Genomic DNA, 18,548 nt, shown 5'->3' on the forward strand with positions numbered 1-18,548 from the left:
TTGGTTGGAATAGGTCAGAGCACTGGCAGCGATGCGTCGGGCTCGGCAAGCGAAATCTGGCCGTTTTCAAACCGGTAACCGATTCTTTCCGCCATCTGACCGTGCTTCAGCCAGACCGCCTTCTGCGCGGCACTGTCGAGCATGTCGAGCCCGTGATAGGGGCGGCCCTTCCAGAAGAAACGCTCGGCGCCACCGGGCTTCTCGTCGAAGCCGAAACGGGTTTCGCGCTCCTGCAGGTTGTCGAAGGCCGATGCCTTGACCGCCGCCGCGATTTTCTCCGGATCGCGAATTCCCATGACCTTTGCGGCAAAGGCGCCGAACCGCTTTTCCGGCTCGAAGAACATGTCCTCGTAGCGCATCACGGAGAGCGGAATGTCGGATTGTTCGAGCCAGCTGCGGGTAAAGCTGCTCCAGTCGCCGAGCGGCGCTTCAAAATTGCGCGTGCTGTTGCGCGCCATCGCGGCATCGGGATTGTTGATCATGTTGAGGGCAACCGGTACCCCGACGCCAAAATGATTGGTCAGGGACGCGCAGACATCGATCGGATTGCGCACGATCAGGATGGCGTGGAGAGCCACGTCGGCCGCGAACAGATCCTCCCCGGACTGGCTACTGTAGCGGCAGTGCGTCTTGCAGAAGATGCGCCGGTTTCCGACATTTTCCGACAATTGTCTCTGGAAGGGCTGACGCCATGCGAGTGTGCCATCGGTCTTCGGTGCGGTCTTGCCGGCAAAAGCAGTCTGGAAGGCATCCCTGGCATTGCACTGGGTGGAGAAGGCGGCAAACCGCCCCTGTTCGCTGATCGGCTCAAGTCCGAACAGGGCGCCGGTAAAGGCGCGAAGCCAGGTGTTGCCGGATTTGGGATAGCTTGCCAGCCAGATGATATTCTTCATGCCAGTCCATTTCTCATTTCCGGCAGTCTGACAGATTCGCCCGCCCATCAGAATGCAAAAAGCCGGGCTGGGCCCGGCTTTGAACATGGAACGGTTTCGGTCGATTACTTGATCGAGCCGACAGCAATTTCCTCGGTCTGACGGTTCAGCGACATGCCGATGACAGGCACCATCTGATCCTCGACCTTCACGGAAATGGTGACAGTCATCGAATTCTTACCTTGCAGGCGGGCGATCATGGCGCCGTTCAGCTTCTGGCGATTGATGCCGACAACCATCTTCTGGCTGGTGACGTTGCCCGAAACGATATCGAGACCCTTGCCGGCTGCGCCGTCGAGGAAGGTGCCCTTGTAAGTGCCGCCTGTCGCGGTGATGACCGCCTTCATCGGCTGCTTGAACACGCCAACGCGGCAGAATCCGTCAAGCGTGATGCCGGCATTCTTCTCGGCCGGAATGCCGGAAAGATTGCAGGTGAAACGGGTGCCCTTGTACTTGCCGGCAACGATTTCGCCCGGACCGGACCATTCGCCGGCGACGCCCTTGAAAAAGGCCTTGTCGCGGCTGCCGGCTTCAGCCGGGGCAGCAACGATCGTGGTTGCGGCAAGTGCCGACAATCCCGCAGCGATCAGGGTGTGACGCGAAAACATGGAGCTTCCTTTCGGCCGGCATCTAGCAAGGTCAATAGACTGCAGTCTTCGCCGATATTGGTTAACGGTTGGTTTCCTCATGCCATGAATGCGGATTTCCGGCAACTCCACATTGGAGGCTTGATCGATTGTGTTGCAACTATACCACGGCCCCGCCGATCCGTCACGTATTCGTGCCTTTCGTCAGATCCGACAGGAAATCGTTGACGCCGGGCCGGCGAACCGCGCGAAAGGGCAGGGGTCTCAGCAGATCCATCGCCGATATGCCGATTCTGGCCGTCATCAGTCCGTTGATGACACCTTCGCCAAAGCGCGCCGATAGTTTCGAGGCGATTCCATGCCCGAGGATCTGCTGCGCCAGTCCATCGCCAACCGCAATCGAACCGGTGACGGCAAGATGGGCGATCACATCGCGGAACAGGCCGAGCATGCCCAGCCGCCCCGGGCGGGTTCCGTAGGTCTCGGCGATTGCCCGGATCAGGCGAGCTGATTCGAAGATGACAAAACCGAGATCGACGAGCGCGCGGGGCGACACCGCCGTTACGATCGACACCCGCTTGGACGATGACAGAATGAGCAGCCGTGCCTTGCGGTCGGCGGGTTGGAGAAGTTCGAGTTCCGCGAGCCTCAAAAGCCCGTCGGCATCGATGATCTCATGTTCGGTAGCAGCAAGCGCCTCGCGCCCCTTGCTGGTTCCCGGAATGCTCTCGGAGAGGCGGGAGAGTTTTGCAACGACAGCGCGCGCATGCGCTGGTCGATGGTCCTGGGCGGCCAGCTCGGCTTCGCTTTTCAGCGCCTGGACCGAAGCGAGGCGGCGTAGCCCGATCAGTTCGCGGGCCACCATGGCCACGAGCGCCAGGGCACCGATCGCCGTGATCGCGATTGCCGTATAGCCGAGCCAGTCGGCTCGGGCGAACAGCGATGCAATCAGATTGTCGAGCCAGAGGCTGAAGGCGATGCCGAAAATCAGACCGAGTGCCGACAGGAAGATGCCGAAGAGCGGTATTCCCTTCTTCGGTCGTGCGATCGTCTCGTCCGAGACGTCGGAAACGCCCTCGCTGATAAACGGATCCTCTTCATCAGGCGTCATCACGACGACGTCGGAAATCGCGGTTGGCTTGCGTGCCTTTTCAGGCGCTGCCGCGGGACGGTCCGGTGGTTCCACAGAAAAAGCACGTGGTTTGCGGATCTTGTCGTTGTCCTCGGTCATGCCAGGCGATCTCCGATCAGGAATTGCAGTGCGCGGTCGAGGCGGATATGCGGCAGCGAGAGTTTGATGCCGCCACCGGTTTCCTCAAGCTCAGGCGGACGGAACCGGACGAAGTTGATGTCCGGAAACGCTGTCCGGTCATCACCATCCGTCTTTGCGAACAGCCCGTCCGTGCGTTTTGGCAGGTCGCCGGGGAAGATTGCCGTCTTGCGCAGCCCATCGAATGTCTCGCCATCAATCGTTTCGCCGGCGATCGGTGTGCCAACGATCACCGGCAGGACATCGCCATCCCGGCGCACGCTCGCTTCCCGTGTCGCCCGCACGGAGGCCATGGCTACGACATCGATGCCGGCGCCGGAGCGGCCGATCCGCTCCACCGCCCGTTCGACAAGGCGCCGGGTAATCGCCTCCAGCCTGTCATGGCTTTCGTGATGGAGATGGTCGGCCTTGGTGGCGGCCACCAGCACCCGGTCGATCTTGCGGGTGAAGAAGGAGGACAGGAAGGAGTTCGTGCCCGGCCGAAACGACGACAGAACGTCAGACAGCGCGTTTTCGAGGTCGGCCAGCGCCTCCGGTCCGCGATTGAGCGCCTGCAACGTGTCGCAGAGCACGATCTGCCGGTCGAGACGTGCGAAATGATCGCGGAAAAACGGCTTCACGACATGGGTCTTGTAGGCTTCGTAGCGGCGCTCCATCGTCGCGTGGAACGAACCTTTTTCGAACCGGCCCTCGGGAAAATGGAGGAGCGGCGCGAAGGTGAGGGCGGGCGAACCTTCGAGATCGCCCGGCATCAGGAAACGTCCCGGTGCCAGCGAGGAGAAGGAATGCTTGTCTTCCTTGCATTCGCGCAGGTAGTTGGTGAAGGACTGGGCCAGCGACCGTGCCGTTGCTTCATCCGCCGGTGCGCCCGGCTTGATGGCATCCGCGAGCCTCAGCCATTCTTTCGAAAGCGCAGCACGCGCGCCCTTGCTGGCCTGCTCCACAGCATGCGCGCCGAACTGCCGGTAATCCTGATCGAGCAGCGGCAGATCCATCAGCCATTCGCCCGGATAATCGACGATATCGATCGACAGCCGTCCGACGCCAATCAGGCGGTTCCAGGTGCTGGCACTCTCATAGTCGATCGTCAGCCGCATTTCCGAGATCGCGCGCGTCGAATCCGGCCATTGGCGGTCCTCGACGAGCGCCCGGATATGATCCTCGTATTGAAACCGGGGCACGGCGTCGTCGGGCTGTTCCTCGAGGCGAGCTGATTTCACCCGTCCGGATCGATAGGCCTCAAGCAGCGGCAGGCGGCCGCCATTGAGAAGATTGTGGATCAGCGACGAGATGAAAACCGTCTTGCCCGCCCGCGAGAGGCCGGTGACGCCAAGACGGATGGACGGGTTCACCAGCCCGGTGGCGCGTTCGGCAAGTGTTTCAAGCGCAAGTTTCGCCTCATCGGCAAAAGAAATGGGAGAGGACAATCGATCAATCCAGGCGTGACGGTTCTCACGCCAATATAGGGTCGATGCCGCTCAGGAAAAAGACGGCAACAGGAAACTAACCGCATGCCCCCGCAGCGCGGGCGCTCTTTGCTCGGAAATCGCAAAATCGATGGTCAGGAGCCCGGCGGTCGGATATCCCGCGCACAGCATGTCGGTGATCGGTCCGGTGTCTGTGAGCTGCTGGGCAATGATTTCGATCATCGGATTGTGTCCGACGATCAGCAGCCGACCGGCTGCTGCCCCGATGATGTGCTTGAGATAGGCATCCTCGCCATTGGCGTAGAGTTCCGGATCTTCCTCGATCGGCAGCCCGCCGAAGGCGCGGGCAAACTGGTCGGCGGTCTGCCGGCAACGCCGCGCGGGCGAAACGATGATCCGGTCCGGGCGCAACCCCGAAAGCAGCGCCTGCTCGGCCACATCCATCACTTCGGCTTCACCTTCGGGATCGAGCGGGCGATCGAAATCGGTCGTGCCGGGCTTCGGCCAGGCGGCATGTCCATGGCGCAGCAGAGATAGGCGAAAGAAAGGGCCGTTGGCGGCGGGGTCTGCTGTCATGGCATGGGTCCAGGGGCGTACGCTTCATCAAAGGTCAGGCATTGCAATCAAACGACGAAAGGAGAAGCGGAGCAAGTCCCCATCCTGCCCACCAGATCCTCCACCCCAAATCGCCTATCCGGGAGCGCTGAAAAGGTCAATTCGTCGTTTTGCTTACGCGATGCCTTGCCGAGTGTATTCCGAACCGCCTTCGGCAGCCGAATTAACAATGATGATAAAAAAATAACCACTTAGCGCATTTTTGTGACAGATTTAATTTAATCGAAAAGTGCCGATTACGCTTGAATTCACGGATTTGCAGGTCTATAGAGCCCGCCATGCGGGATGGTCTTCAGGAGAATCGCGTTGAGTGAGAATATCGATCTTACGAACTATGTTCCCTCCGAAAACGAAGAGTTCATGAACCCGAGGCAGCGCGCCTATTTCAGATCCAAGTTGATCGCATGGAAGAATGACATCCTTCGGGAGGCGCGCGAAACGCTCGGTCACCTGGCCGAAGAAAGCGCCAACCATCCGGATCTCGCTGACCGGGCCTCCTCAGAAACAGACAGGGCGATCGAACTTCGTGCCCGTGACCGTCAGCGCAAGCTGATCTCCAAGATCGATGCGGCGCTGCAGCGGATCGATGACGGAACCTACGGCTATTGCGAGGAAACCGGCGAGCCGATCAGCCTGAAGCGGCTCGATGCCCGTCCGATCGCTACCCTGTCGATCGAGGCGCAGGAGCGGCACGAGCGGCGCGAAAAAGTCTATCGCGACGAGTAAGCCCGAACGATATGGCAGATATGAAGATGCGCTACCGAAACGTGGCGCATTTTTTTTGGAAGAGTTTTCCGGGCATTCGGGTCGAAACGGCACTATTTTCCTCTCAGGATCAGAGATTTGGATGATGTTGCCCGAACAAGGTCCGGCTGCCGGCATAAAGTGTTGTCGCGGTCGGGATTGATTTGCCTGCCGAAACAGGAAATTTTAGAACGCAACGAGGGGGCGGCATGAGCCAGCTCCCCATTTCGAGGGAGGCTTTCATGAGCAAGGACAATCCGGGTTTCGCGACCCTGGCCATTCACGCCGGCGCCCAGCCGGATCCGACGACGAAGGCGCGCATCACGCCGATCTATCAGACCACAGCCTATGTGTTCGATAATACCGATCATGCCGCGGCTCTTTTCGGCCTGCAGCAGTTCGGCAATATCTATACCCGCATCATGAACCCAACCCAGGCGGTTCTGGAAGAGCGGGTTGCTGCCCTTGAAGGCGGTACGGCAGCGCTTGCGACATCCTCGGGCCATGCCGCCCAGCTTTTGGTGTTCCATACGATCATGAATGCGGGCGACAATTTTATTGCCGCCAAGCGCCTCTATGGTGGCTCGATCAACCAGTTCGGCAATGCCTTCAAGAGCTTCGACTGGAACGTCCGCTGGGCCGACATGAGCGATCCGGCCTCGATGGAAGCGCTGATCGATGAGCGCACCAAGGCCGTGTTCATCGAAAGCCTTGCCAATCCGGGCGGCACCTTTGTCGACATCGCCGCAATCGCCGAAGTTGCCCACAAGCATGGCCTGCCGCTGATCGTCGACAACACGATGGCGACGCCCTATCTCATCCGTCCGCTCGATCACGGTGCCGATATCGTCGTTCATTCGCTGACGAAATTCATGGGCGGCCACGGCAATTCGATGGCCGGCATCATTGTCGACGGTGGCACCTTCGACTGGTCCAAGTCGGGCAAATACCCGATGCTGTCGGAGCCGCGTCCGGAATATGCCGGCGTCGTCCTGCACAAGACCTTTGGCAACATCGCCTTTGCAATCGCCGCCCGCGTGCTCGGCCTGCGCGATTTCGGTCCGACGATTGCACCGATGAACGCCTTCCTGCTCATCACCGGCATTGAGACGCTGCCGCTGCGCATGCAGCGCCATTGCGAGAATGCGCTCGGCGTTGCCCGTTGGCTGAAGGCGCATCCGAAGGTGGCCTGGGTCAGCTATCCGGGTCTCGAGGACGATCCGAACCACGCCCTGCAGCAGAAGTACGCACCGAAGGGTGCCGGTGCCGTGTTCACCTTCGGCCTGAAGGGTGGCTACGAGGCCGGCAAGACGCTGGTCGAGAGCCTGAAACTCTTCTCGCATCTGGCCAACATCGGCGACACGCGCTCGCTCGTCATCCATCCGGCCTCGACGACGCATCGCCAGCTGACCCCGGAACAGCAGATCGCTGCCGGTGCCGGCCCGGATGTGGTGCGCCTTTCCGTCGGTATCGAGGATCTCTCCGATATCGTGGCCGACCTCGAGCAGGCACTGGAACTGGTATGAGCAAACTCTCCCTCGGCTTCGATCTTTCTGCCGTCGAACCGGAAACCGGGGCGCCAGCCCCGGACCGGCTGATTGAAGGCGAACCGGTCTTCACGACCTGGAACCTCGAAGAAGCCGAGGGCGGTATCTATGCCGGGGTGTGGCAATCCACCCCCGGCAAATGGCGCATTCAGTATGACGAATGGGAATATTTCAACATCCTTGGAGGCTATTCGATCGTCACAGAGGATGGCGGCGAGGAGGTTCACCTAAGGGCAGGGGATCGGCATATCCTTCGCCCGGGCTTCAAGGGAACATGGGAAGTCATTGAAACTACGCGCAAAGACTATGTGATCCGGCTTTGATCCGCGGGCTGGATTGAGCATTCCGATCGACCGATGCGCGGGATCAGCCTGTCTGAGCGGAGAGTATATCGAGCGGTCCGGGTGGGCTTTGAGCGAAACCGTCGCATTCCGGTACATGCTCACGAAATTTCGCGATACTGTTGAGTAGATTTTAGTAATTTAACATCTGCGCACTTGTCGAACTGTTTCCGACTCAATTTAAAAGCAAGCGTCACACGAGCGGCGCCATAGTCGATTATCCGAATAAACGGCAATGCCCGTTTCGTGCGATCCGGAACAGGGTGGCGCAGAGGAGATGCCCGTGGCTCGACAGTTCATCAAAACAGACATCAGTGGTGCCGGTCTTGCAGTTAATCTGTCGACGACCGATGACGCCTATATCGGCGCCGGTATCGAAGTCACCAACACAAATGCCGTCGATCAGTATGATGTCGCCATCCAGGGACTTGGCGACAGTCACGACGTGGACGTGTACGGGCTGGTGACCGCCTATGGCATGGCGATCAATCTTGGTTCGAGCACCGTCGCCAATCACGACAACTCTGTTCATGTCGGAGAGACAGGTTACGTGGCAAGCCAATCAAATGCCGGGATTGCCATGCTTGGCTATGGCTCGGTGATCGACAATGACGGATCGATCTACGGCGGATCGAACGGTATCGCCTGGTGGTCTGCTCCGGCGGAAGGCGCAAGCCAGAAAAGCTACATCCTCAATTCCGGTCACATCGAAGGCGACAATGCCGGTATCTACATGGATACGAACGAAACCGTCGTCATCCGCAATTCGGGCGTGATTTCGGGTGGATCCTATTCCATTTCGATCACGGGCTCGGGTCCGATCCGCGTGGTCAATCACGGGTTGCTCGACGGTCTCGTGGCGCTCGGTAGTGGCAACGACATCTATAACGGCACCGATGGCGAAGCCAACAGCAACATCCAGGGTTTTGACGGCAACGATCGCCTGCTCGGCGGTGACTCCGAGGAAATTCTGTTCGGAGACGAAGGTAATGACACGCTCTCGGGCGGCGCCGGCAATGACTTCCTCGGCGGTGGCAACGGTACCGATCGCCTGACCGGCGGCGCGGATGCTGATCAGTTCCTCTATTTCTTCGTCGCGGAAAGCGCCAGTCAAGCGAGTGCCGATCTGATCACCGATTTCTCGCATGCTGCCGGCGACATCATCGGCCTCGGCAGCATCGATGCAAAGGCCGCATCCGTCAAAAATGACGCCTTCAAGTTCATCGGCGATGCCGATTTCAGCGGCAAGTCCGGGGAGCTACGCTATGAGATCGTCGGCGACCGCACCTATGTCGAAGGCAACACTGATACCGACGCTGCTGCGGAGTTCGTGATAGCCCTGACTGGGAAAATCACCCTCGTCGCGGGCGACTTTTCCCTATGAACGGGGTCATGCATCGGCGGTGAAATCGAATCATACGTTTCGCGCGAGCTGGCCCCCGGCATCAGCTCGCTCCTATGAAGCCGAAAACTAGCGCTTTCTCGAACGCAAAAGAATGCGCAACGGCAATCCCAGTCCGGTTGCCACGGCAAGTTCGATGGCGATCAGGCGTCCGATCGCCGAGTCGAACTTGAAGGGTGCGTTGGGATCCTCGCCGAAATAGAGGAAGGCCGCAAAGGCGGCCAGAAGAAACGTCACGGTGAACACGAGGGGCAGCCACCGCCGCGGCACGAAGACGTAAGCCAGGAAGAGCAGGAGGCCCGGAAGAAGGGCCAGGCTCCAGGCGATCAGCACTTCGTTCCGGGGCATTCCTTAATCCCTCGACAATTCATTACCAGGCAAGATCGAGCCGATCGAGGCCATGGAAATGATAGACATCCTTGACGACCGGCTCCCGAAGAAGGCGCATGTTCGGCAACCGGTCGAACAGGATCGGCAAGGCCGTTTGCATTTCCAGCCGCGCCAGTGGTGCTCCGATACAGAAATGGATGCCGGCGCCAAAGGACAGGCTGATGCCTTCGTCGCGATCCGGCTTGAATGTCAACGGATCGGTGAATTTCTTCGGATCGAGATTGGCGGCCGCCAGGATCAGCCCGACCTCATCCCCCTTGCGCAGCGGAATGCCATCGAATTCGAGATCTTCCAGAACCCAACGATGGAAAATATGAACGGGCGCGGAAATGCGGAAACTCTCTTCCACCGTCAGTTCGGTCGCACGCGGATCGGCAAACATCGTTTGATGGTCGAGGCCCGACCGCAGGATGAGGTTCACGGCATTGCCGATCTGGTGCACCGTGGCTTCATGGCCCGCATTCAGAAGCACGATTGTGGTGGAGACGAGTTCCTCTTCGGTCAGATATTGGCCGTCACGCGCCGGAGACAACATGAGGGTCAGGAGATCATCGCGAGGATCGTTGCGCCGTTCGGCAGCGAGGCGGATCACGTAGTCGGCAAACTCTGCCGCGGCCCTGTTGGCGCGGTCCTCGTCTTCCCGGGTCTTACCGAACTGGTACATGCGCACATAATCGTGGCTCCAGTCGAGCAGCTGACGGCACATGTCGAGCGGCACGCCGATCATCTTTGCGATCACGGTCACTGGAATGATCTCGGCGAACCGGTCGAGCAGCTCGACCTCGCCATACTTTTCGAAACCGTCGATCAGCTGATGGGCGAGGGCGGCGATTTCGGGCTTGAGGCGTTCGATCTGGCGCGAGACGAAAGCGCGGTTCACCAGCGTCCGAAGACGGGTATGTTCCGGCGGCTCAAGCTCCAGCAGCGATTTGGATTCGGCGCGGTCGAAATCGGCGAGATGCGGCTTGGGCTCCGGCAATCCCAGCTCTTCGCGGCTCGCGATATGGGTGATCTGGCGGCCGAAGCGACGATCGCGCAGAAGTGCGTTCACCTGGTCATAACCGGTGAAATACCAGCGCTTCTGCTCTTCCCAGAAGAAGGTCGGCATGGCCGCATGAATGGCGGCATAGGTTTTGTTGGGTTCGCGATAGAAGTTCGGATCGCGGGCGTTGAGCGAGAGGCGACGATTGGACGGATCGAAACGAAGAAAGGCATTCATGAGAAGTCACACTGTCGGAAACGGGAGGGCTGAGCCCTCCCGCAGCGTTGGATCACGGATTGTGCGCCTTGAGCCATTCCACTGTCGAAGGGACCATTTTCTGGTCTATCACCTCGGGTCCGGTAAAGGCACTGAAAACGTGGTCGGTTTCGAAAATGTCGAGCCGCTCTTCGCCATTGTGGTAGTTGAGGAACACCTGGCCCGATGCCGGCTGCGGCGAAACCGTCGTATCCTGCGTGCCGACGATCACCTGGAGCGGTCCCGGATAGGCCGCAATGGCGCCGATCGGGCTCGTCGTTGCCATTTCCTTGAAGAAGGACGCTTTCAGCGTGGTGTCGACGCCCCAGGGAAGCTTGGAGGTGATCTCGACGTCTGGCGCGCTCGTGAGCCCCTTGTTTACCGAATCGGCGCCGAGAATGGCGCTGTAGGTATAGAGCGGGGCTGCAACCGGCGCCCAGAGCGTCACCGATTTGACCTCCGGTCGTGCCGCAGCAACATGGGAAGCAACCAGCCCACCCTGGCTCCAGCCGAGAATGGAAATCCGCCCGGCATCGACGCTTTCGTTGCTTTTCAGCCAGTCGACGGCTGCGATCCCGTCCTTGATCTGTCCGGAGAAGGTCGTATCGGCCCATTTGCCGCCGCTTTCGCCCGAGCCGCGGAAATCGATCCGCAGGCTCGCATAGCCGGCTTCGCTCAGGAGGCGTGCCGAACGGGAGAAGACGCCTTCCTTGGTATTGTTCACCGGCAGTTCGTCACGCGAGCCGGAGAAACCGTGAAACATCAGGACGACCGGGGGCTTGGAGACGCCATCCGGAGTTTCGAGGGTTCCGATGACCTTCTGGCCGTCGACGTCGAAGCTGATAACCGTCTCCGCCGCGAATGCGGGCGTGGCAAGCAGAAGGAATGCGGCAAGGCCGCCTGAGAATGCGCCTGAAGCTGTTCTGGACATGGAAATTCCCTTCGTGATTTGTAAATGGCTTTACCAGCCTAGGAAGAGCCTCGATCAGCGTCAAGAAGAAAGCCGGGCGCCGATTCAAGGTTCCTTCACCTTGTCGGCGAATTTGCCGGGGGGCACTTGTCCATGTAACGCCCTGTTAAAGCCGAATCTGTCAGGGATAGCCCAATTTCCTTGCACGGCTTGAAGTCAGTAGACCTCACACTCTATGTATGGAAGATGAAATATGTTGATTCCCGGGCTTTCAGGCCGTTGGGGAAGGGTGAAGCGAAGGATGATTATGAGAGATCCGTTTGAAACTTCGATGGCGATCATTCCCCAGGTGATCGAGCAGACCAACCGCGGCGAACGTGGTTGGGACATCTTCTCGAGACTGCTCCGGGAACGGATCATCTTCCTGATCGGTCCGGTGGACGATACGATGGCAGCGCTCGCATGCGCCCAGCTGCTGTTCCTCGAATCGGAAAACCCGAAGAAGGAAATCGCCCTCTACATCAATTCTCCTGGTGGTTATGTGACAGCCGGGATGGCGATCTACGATACGATGCAGTTCATCAAGCCGCCGGTTTCGACGCTCTGCATTGGTCAGGCCGCATCGATGGGCTCCCTGCTTCTGACCGCTGGCCACAAGGATATGCGTTTTGCGACCCCGAATGCGCGCATCATGGTGCATCAGCCCTCGGGTGGCTTCCAGGGGCAGGCGTCCGATATCGAACGTCATGCGCGTGACATCATCAAGATGAAGCGCCGACTGAACGAAATCTATGAAAAGCATACCGGTCGCACATATGAAGAAGTTGAACGCGCGCTCGACCGCGACAACTTCATGACCTCGGAAGAGGCGCGCGAGTGGGGTCTGATCGATCGCGTGATTTCGTCGCGTGCCGAAAACGAAGGCGGCGAAGACGCTTGAATTGAGGTGAATCCGGAGTCGGCGCCCTGTCTTTGACATTTTTGTGAAGGATGAGGGCTTTGCCTCCGGATTTACGGTCGCTAAAGATTGCTATTAAGTCTATGTTGAAGACTTGCGCATAGGCTTAGCTGGACGGGCAATATCGTCTCAGAAGAGGCTCCAAGCGGAGCGGGCGATTTGTCCCAAGGCCTCGTGTAACAGCGGCAAAGCGCCGCTTCATGCCGGGTGCAGGAACTACCCCCGCGTTTCCATTGGCGGTCGCGGCGTGCTGGAAGGAAAAAGAAATGAGTAAAGTCAGCGGAAACAACGGCGGGGACTCGAAGAACACCCTTTATTGTTCTTTCTGCGGCAAGAGCCAGCATGAAGTACGCAAGCTGATCGCCGGACCGACGGTCTTCATCTGCGACGAATGCGTCGAGCTCTGCATGGATATCATTCGCGAGGAAAACAAATCCTCGATGGTGAAATCCCGCGAAGGGGTTCCGTCTCCGCAGGATATCATGAAGGTCCTCGACGAATATGTGATCGGTCAGAAGCAGGCCAAGCGCATTCTCTCGGTCGCGGTTCACAACCATTACAAGCGTCTCGCCCATGCGACGAAGAACCAGGACGTTGAACTGGCAAAGTCCAACATCCTGCTCGTCGGCCCGACCGGTTGCGGCAAGACCTATCTCGCCCAGACGCTGGCGCGCATCATCGATGTGCCCTTCACCATGGCCGATGCAACGACGCTGACCGAGGCCGGCTATGTCGGTGAGGATGTCGAGAACATTATTCTCAAGCTTCTGCAGGCAGCTGACTACAATGTCGAGCGCGCCCAGCGCGGCATCGTCTATATCGACGAAGTCGACAAGATCAGCCGCAAGTCGGACAACCCCTCGATCACCCGCGACGTGTCGGGCGAGGGCGTGCAGCAGGCGCTTCTCAAGATCATGGAAGGCACTGTGGCATCCGTACCGCCGCAGGGTGGCCGCAAGCATCCGCAGCAGGAATTCCTCCAGGTCGACACGACCAACATCCTGTTCATCTGCGGTGGGGCTTTTGCCGGTCTTGACAAGGTCATCTCGGCTCGTTCCGAGCGCACATCGATCGGCTTCGGCGCCAAGGTGGCCTCGCCGGACGACCGCCGCGTCGGTCATATCCTGCGCGATCTCGAGCCCGAGGATCTGGTGAAGTTCGGTCTCATTCCGGAATTCATCGGTCGTCTGCCGGTCATTGCCACGCTTGAGGATCTCGATGAGGACGCCCTGATCCAGATCCTGTCCGAGCCGAAGAATGCTCTGGTCAAGCAGTATCAGCGCCTGTTCGAGATGGAAGATGTCGAACTGACCTTCCATGAGGATGCGCTGCGCGAAATCGCCCGCAAGGCAATCGTCCGCAAGACCGGTGCCCGCGGTCTTCGCTCGATTATGGAAAAGATCCTGCTCGACACGATGTTCGAACTCCCGGCTCTCGATGGAGTTCAGGAAGTCGTCATCTCCGAGGAGGTCGCCAAGGGTTCGGCTCGTCCGCTCTACATCTATGCTGATCGGCATGAGGAAAAGGCACCCGCTTCGGCCTGATTCGGGCATTTGATATTTGTCTTTGAAGACCCGGCGCAAGCCGGGTCTTTGCGTTTGTGGGGCGGCCTTGCCTCCAGCCTGCGCCACCTCGCGCGAATGAGAGGCGCCGATGACCGGATCCTTACGGTATAATTCGTTGCAAGCGTTGTCTTAAAAGCGCAAATATACCAATCGCTGACAGGGCAGAATCAGGATTCCAGCGCAAGCCTCGCAACATCTGGGCCGCGTAGTTTCCGGGAGTGGCATGTTCTGGCCAGCGCCGTTGCGGGGGAGATGGTCCGGGCTTGAATCTGGAGTGCCCGATCTCCACTTGTAACCCAAGTAGGCCGGATGACCGATTGTGGATAGGGCCGGCGGGTTCTTCGGAACCCGTAGAGAAAGGGAAAGAAATGACCAAAAAGACACTCCCAGTTGAAGCAGGCCAGGAAAATTTCCCCGTCCTGCCACTTCGCGACATCGTTGTGTTTCCCCACATGATCGTGCCGCTGTTCGTTGGCCGCGAGAAGTCTATCCGTGCGCTTGAGGAAGTGATCGGCACAGATCGCCAGATCCTGCTCGTGACGCAGAAGAACGCGACCGATGACGATCCGGCTCCGGACGCGATCTTCGAAGTCGGCACTGCCGCCAATGTTCTGCAACTGCTGAAGCTTCCCGATGGCACCGTCAAGGTGCTGGTGGAAGGTCGCGGTCGCGCGCGCATTACCGGCTATACAAGCCGCGAGGAGTTTTACGAGGCAACCGCCGAAGCGCTGAACGAGCCGGAGGAAGACGCCGTCGAGATCGAAGCGCTGTCGCGTTCGGTCGTCTCCGAGTTCGAAAATTACGTCAAGCTCAACAAGAAGATCTCGCCAGAAGTGGTCAATGCCACCGGCCAGATCGAGGATTATTCGAAACTTGCCGATACCGTCGCCTCGCACCTGTCGATCAAGCTGACCGACAAGCAGGAGATGCTGGAAACCGTCTCCGTCAAGGGCCGGCTTGAAAAGGCGCTCGGCTTCATGGAAGGCGAAATCTCCGTCCTGCAGGTGGAAAAGCGCATCCGCTCGCGCGTCAAGCGCCAGATGGAAAAGACCCAGCGCGAATATTACCTCAACGAGCAGATGAAGGCGATCCAGAAGGAGCTGGGCGACGAGGATGGCCGTGACGAAATGGCCGAACTCGAAGGCCGGATCCACAAGACCAAGCTCTCGAAGGAAGCGCGCGAGAAGGCCGAGGCCGAATTCCGCAAGCTCAAGCAGATGAGCCCGATGTCGGCTGAAGCCACAGTCGTGCGCAATTATCTCGACTGGCTGCTCGGTCTGCCCTGGGGCCGCTATTCCAAGGTCAAGGCCGATCTCGTCAATGCGGAAAAGATCCTCGATCAGGATCATTTCGGTCTCGACAAGGTCAAGGAACGTATCGTCGAATATCTCGCCGTGCAGGCCCGCTCGACCAAGGTGAAAGGTCCGATCCTTTGCCTCGTCGGTCCTCCGGGCGTCGGCAAGACCTCGCTTGCCCGTTCGATCGCCAAGGCCACCGGTCGTGAATATGTCCGTATGGCGCTCGGCGGCGTGCGCGACGAGGCCGAGATCCGCGGTCACCGCCGTACCTATATCGGTTCGATGCCCGGCAAGGTTATCCAGTCGATGAAGAAGGCGAAGAAGACCAATCCACTCTTCCTGCTCGATGAAATCGACAAGATGGGCATGGATTTCCGTGGCGATCCGTCGTCGGCACTGCTCGAGGTGCTGGATCCGGAACAGAACTCGACATTCATGGACCACTATCTCGAAGTGGAATATGACCTGTCGAACGTGATGTTCATCACCACCGCCAACACGCTGAACATTCCGGCGCCGTTGATGGACCGCATGGAAATCATCCGCATTGCCGGTTACACCGAAGAGGAAAAGCTGGAGATTGCCAAGCGGCATCTTCTTTCCAAGGCCATGCGCGATCATGCGCTGCAGCCGAAGGAATTCTCGGTCACCGACGATGCGATCCTCGAGATCATCCGGACCTACACCCGCGAAGCCGGTGTGCGTAACTTCGAGCGCGAACTCTCCAAGCTCGCCCGCAAGGCCGTGACCCGCATCCTGCGCGATCGCGTCCTGTCGGTCGAAGTGACGAAGGAAAACCTCTCGGACTTCCTCGGCGTGCCGCGGTTCCGTCACGATGAGGCCGATCAGGAAGACCAGGTCGGTGTCGTCAACGGTCTCGCCTGGACCGAAGTCGGCGGTGAGCTGCTGATGATCGAAGGCCTGATGATGCCGGGCAAGGGTCGCATGACCGTGACCGGTAACCTCAAGGACGTGATGAAGGAATCGATTTCGGCTGCGGCATCCTATGTCCGCTCGCGCGCACTCGATTTCGGCATCGAACCGCCGCTGTTCGAGAAGCGTGACATTCACGTGCACGTTCCGGATGGTGCGACGCCGAAGGACGGTCCTTCTGCAGGTATCGGCATGGTCACGGCCATCGTATCGGTGATGACGGGCATTCCGGTTCGCCATGATGTGGCCATGACGGGTGAAATCACCCTGCGTGGGCGCGTATCGCCGATCGGTGGCCTCAAGGAAAAGCTGCTTGCAGCCCTCCGCGGTGGCATCAAGAAGGTTCTGATCCCGGAAGACAACGCCAAGGATCTGGCGGATATTCCGGACAATGTGAAGAACAATATGGAGATCATTCCTGTCTCGCGCATGGGCGAGGTTCTGGAGCATGCTCTGGTTCGCCAGCCGGTTCCGATTGCCTGGGACGATTCCTTCGAAACCAGCAGCAAATCGTCCGGTTCGGAAGAGAGTGGACACTCGATCGCCCACTGATTGCCACATTCGTGCCAAATTGGTCCGAAAACCACGATGGCCGGTCGAAAGACCGGCCATTTCTTTATGGAAATTCGCCGAAAAGCACTGGAATTGTCGGTGTTTTCGTATAACAGGGTTGCGGTCGCGCGGCGGCGGAATATCCTGCCGCGCAGCTTGAAAATCCGAGTCGTTTCATACCATTGAAGAAAGGGGTGGAAACATGAACAAGAGTGAACTCGTGGCCGCTGTTGCCGAGAAGTCCGGACTGACAAAGACCGATGCGGCGACCGCTGTTGATGCTGTCTTCGACGTTGTTCAGGAAGAGCTCAAGAAGGGCGGCGAAATCCGCCTCGTCGGTTTCGGCAATTTCTCCGTGACCCGCCGTGAAGCTTCTGTTGGTCGCAACGTTTCGACCGGCGAGAAGGTCAACATTCCGGCCCGTAACGTGCCGAAGTTCACCGCAGGCAAGGGCCTGAAGGACGCAGTCAACAGCTGATTGTTGACGCATGTTTCGAAAGGCCCGGTGGCATCTTGCCCCGGGCTTTTTTTGTTTTCACATTCCGGTTGACGCTTCGTCACCCATTTCGCGGATGTGAAAAGCACTGTCTGGCCTTGCCAACAAGCTCTACATTTTTTATGTGTTTTATGTCGGATGGCACAACGTCATGCGGCATTCGTTCTCAGGGCGGGGTGCAATTCCCCACCGGCGGTAAAGGGCCTCGGCCTCAAGCCCGCGAGCGGCTCCGGCAATTGCTGGAGTGTCAGCAGATCCGGTGTGACTCCGGAGCCGACGGTATAGTCCGGATGGAAGAGGACGGGAAACGTTGAAGGCAGCTTGCGAAAGCGTGCCTATTCGGGACTCGTGCGCCCTGATTTGTGTTGATCTTTGCTTTGGAGCAAGACCATGAATCAGAGCCTGAAATCGCTCAATCAATCCTCCGCCTTTCGGGGCGCCTTCTATATGGTGCTTGCCGGCATCGGTTTTGCCGGCCTCAACGCCATCACCCAGCATGTCACCATGGTACTCGGACTGTCGTCGACATCCGATGCCTTCTGGCAGTATTTCATTGCCTTGATCCTCTCTCTGCCGCTGCTGTTCCGGCTGGGCATCGGTTCCATGCGCACTGACCGGCCCGGCATTCATTTCCTACGGATCATCGTCTCGGTTCTCGGCGTGCAGGCCTGGGTCGCCGGCCTCGCAAACGGCGTGCAGATCTGGCAGGCGATTGCGCTCGTCATGACTTCGCCTTTCTTCGTCACGCTGGGCGCCGCCCTGTTCCTCGGCGAGCAGATCTCGCCGCACCGCTGGATCTCGACCCTGGTCGGATTTACCGGCGCGATGATCATTCTGTCGCCCTGGTCGGATACGTTCAGCTGGTATTCGCTGATGCCGGTCCTCGCCGCCATTCTCTGGGGCGCCTCGTCGCTGATGATGAAAAAGCTGCTGGTCAAGGAAAGCTCGGCCACCGTGACCGTTTGGCTGCTTCTTCTGCTGTCGCCGATCAATGCCGGCTTTGCCGTTGCCAACGGCTTCCAGTGGCCCGATATGACAACTTTCGCCTGGCTGCTCCTGTCCGGGGCCTTGATGGTTGCCTCGCAGTTCTGGCTGGCGAAAGCCTATGAAGTTGCCGATGCGGCCTATGTGCAACCTTTCGACGATCTCAAGCTGCCGCTCAACGTCGTCATGGGCTGGCTGGTGTTCGGCTATGTGCCTTCCGGCTATCTCTGGCTCGGTGCAATCATGATCCTGGCGGCCTCGATGTTCAACGTCACCTTCGAGCGGCGTCGAGAACGTAACCTAACGGCCAACATGGCCGCTTGATCGCCATTATCGCCAGTAATAAGACACTTCTCTGAC

17 protein-coding genes and 1 riboswitch are annotated in these 18,548 nt (G+C 58.9%); of the genes, 9 read left to right on the top strand and 8 right to left on the bottom strand.

Annotated features, from left to right (window positions below):
- Positions 1-14: 14 nt before the first annotated feature.
- The 5 genes from Q4481_RS08250 to Q4481_RS08270 form a co-directional block, all read right to left on the bottom strand.
- Positions 15-893 (bottom strand): sulfotransferase domain-containing protein, encoded by an 879-nt coding sequence (locus Q4481_RS08250; protein WP_304375860.1) that lies wholly within the window; start codon positions 891-893, stop codon positions 15-17.
- Positions 894-997: 104 nt separating this feature from the next.
- Entirely contained in the window at positions 998-1,540 is a 543-nt protein-coding gene (locus Q4481_RS08255; RefSeq protein ID WP_304375861.1) for a hypothetical protein, read from the bottom strand.
- Between the two features lie 163 nt (positions 1,541-1,703).
- Complete coding sequence (locus Q4481_RS08260; protein WP_304375862.1) at positions 1,704-2,750, bottom strand: YcjF family protein; 1,047 nt, start codon at positions 2,748-2,750, stop codon at positions 1,704-1,706.
- Positions 2,747-4,216: a YcjX family GTP-binding protein gene (locus Q4481_RS08265; RefSeq protein ID WP_304375863.1), complete on the bottom strand. Its 1,470-nt coding sequence runs from the start codon at positions 4,214-4,216 to the stop codon at positions 2,747-2,749. Before Q4481_RS08265 ends, Q4481_RS08260 begins: the two co-directional genes overlap by 4 nt.
- Before the next feature lie 51 nt (positions 4,217-4,267).
- Positions 4,268-4,792, bottom strand: a complete 525-nt coding sequence (locus Q4481_RS08270; RefSeq protein WP_304375864.1) for a SixA phosphatase family protein — start codon at positions 4,790-4,792, stop codon at positions 4,268-4,270.
- Between the two features lie 345 nt (positions 4,793-5,137).
- Between Q4481_RS08270 and dksA the strand changes: the two genes are divergently transcribed.
- The 4 genes from dksA to Q4481_RS08290 all read left to right on the top strand — a co-directional run bounded on the left by dksA (position 5,138) and on the right by Q4481_RS08290 (position 8,847).
- Positions 5,138-5,557 (top strand): RNA polymerase-binding protein DksA, encoded by a 420-nt coding sequence (gene dksA, locus Q4481_RS08275; protein WP_304375865.1) that lies wholly within the window; start codon positions 5,138-5,140, stop codon positions 5,555-5,557.
- A 260-nt stretch (positions 5,558-5,817) separates the two neighbouring features.
- Positions 5,818-7,101, top strand: a complete 1,284-nt coding sequence (locus Q4481_RS08280; protein ID WP_304375866.1) for an O-acetylhomoserine aminocarboxypropyltransferase — start codon at positions 5,818-5,820, stop codon at positions 7,099-7,101.
- Positions 7,098-7,445, top strand: a complete 348-nt coding sequence (locus tag Q4481_RS08285) for a cupin domain-containing protein (protein ID WP_304375867.1) — start codon at positions 7,098-7,100, stop codon at positions 7,443-7,445. The genes Q4481_RS08280 and Q4481_RS08285 overlap by 4 nt, the downstream gene beginning before the upstream one ends.
- Positions 7,446-7,746: 301 nt before the next feature.
- The gene (locus Q4481_RS08290) at positions 7,747-8,847 is read left to right on the top strand and encodes a calcium-binding protein (RefSeq protein WP_304375868.1); all 1,101 of its coding nucleotides are present in this window, start codon (positions 7,747-7,749) and stop codon (positions 8,845-8,847) included.
- Between the two features lie 87 nt (positions 8,848-8,934).
- On the opposite strand, the gene Q4481_RS08295 is transcribed toward Q4481_RS08290, so the two are convergent.
- Genes Q4481_RS08295 through Q4481_RS08305 form a run of 3 tightly spaced genes read right to left on the bottom strand, consistent with a single transcriptional unit; the run spans position 8,935 to position 11,423 of the window.
- Positions 8,935-9,213 carry a hypothetical protein gene (locus tag Q4481_RS08295; RefSeq protein ID WP_304375869.1) on the bottom strand — a complete coding sequence of 93 codons (279 nt, stop codon included), beginning with the start codon at positions 9,211-9,213 and terminating at the stop codon, positions 8,935-8,937.
- Positions 9,214-9,235: 22 nt separating this feature from the next.
- The gene (locus Q4481_RS08300; protein WP_304375870.1) at positions 9,236-10,474 is read right to left on the bottom strand and encodes a cytochrome P450; all 1,239 of its coding nucleotides are present in this window, start codon (positions 10,472-10,474) and stop codon (positions 9,236-9,238) included.
- Between the two features lie 52 nt (positions 10,475-10,526).
- A complete protein-coding gene (locus Q4481_RS08305; protein WP_304375871.1) occupies positions 10,527-11,423 on the bottom strand; it encodes an alpha/beta hydrolase family protein in 897 nt (298 codons plus the stop codon).
- Between the two features lie 286 nt (positions 11,424-11,709).
- Between Q4481_RS08305 and Q4481_RS08310 the strand changes: the two genes are divergently transcribed.
- The 5 genes from Q4481_RS08310 to Q4481_RS08330 all read left to right on the top strand — a co-directional run bounded on the left by Q4481_RS08310 (position 11,710) and on the right by Q4481_RS08330 (position 18,512).
- Positions 11,710-12,342 carry an ATP-dependent Clp protease proteolytic subunit gene (locus Q4481_RS08310; RefSeq protein WP_304375872.1) on the top strand — a complete coding sequence of 211 codons (633 nt, stop codon included), beginning with the start codon at positions 11,710-11,712 and terminating at the stop codon, positions 12,340-12,342.
- 284 nt (positions 12,343-12,626) lie between these two features.
- Complete coding sequence (clpX, locus tag Q4481_RS08315; RefSeq protein ID WP_304375874.1) at positions 12,627-13,904, top strand: ATP-dependent Clp protease ATP-binding subunit ClpX; 1,278 nt, start codon at positions 12,627-12,629, stop codon at positions 13,902-13,904.
- A gap of 389 nt (positions 13,905-14,293) precedes the next feature.
- Complete coding sequence (gene lon / locus Q4481_RS08320; protein WP_304375875.1) at positions 14,294-16,708, top strand: endopeptidase La; 2,415 nt, start codon at positions 14,294-14,296, stop codon at positions 16,706-16,708.
- Positions 16,709-16,889: 181 nt separating this feature from the next.
- Positions 16,890-17,186, top strand: a complete 297-nt coding sequence (locus Q4481_RS08325; RefSeq protein ID WP_304376081.1) for an HU family DNA-binding protein — start codon at positions 16,890-16,892, stop codon at positions 17,184-17,186.
- Positions 17,187-17,362: 176 nt separating this feature from the next.
- A riboswitch (FMN riboswitch) is annotated at positions 17,363-17,510 on the top strand.
- Between the two features lie 84 nt (positions 17,511-17,594).
- Positions 17,595-18,512, top strand: a complete 918-nt coding sequence (locus tag Q4481_RS08330; RefSeq protein ID WP_304375876.1) for a DMT family transporter — start codon at positions 17,595-17,597, stop codon at positions 18,510-18,512.
- The last annotated feature ends 36 nt before the right edge of the window (positions 18,513-18,548 follow it).

It is taken from the genome of Fluviirhizobium alvei (genome assembly GCF_030551875.1).
In the GTDB taxonomy this organism is placed as follows: Bacteria; Pseudomonadota; Alphaproteobacteria; order Rhizobiales; family Rhizobiaceae; genus Rhizobium_E; species Rhizobium_E alvei.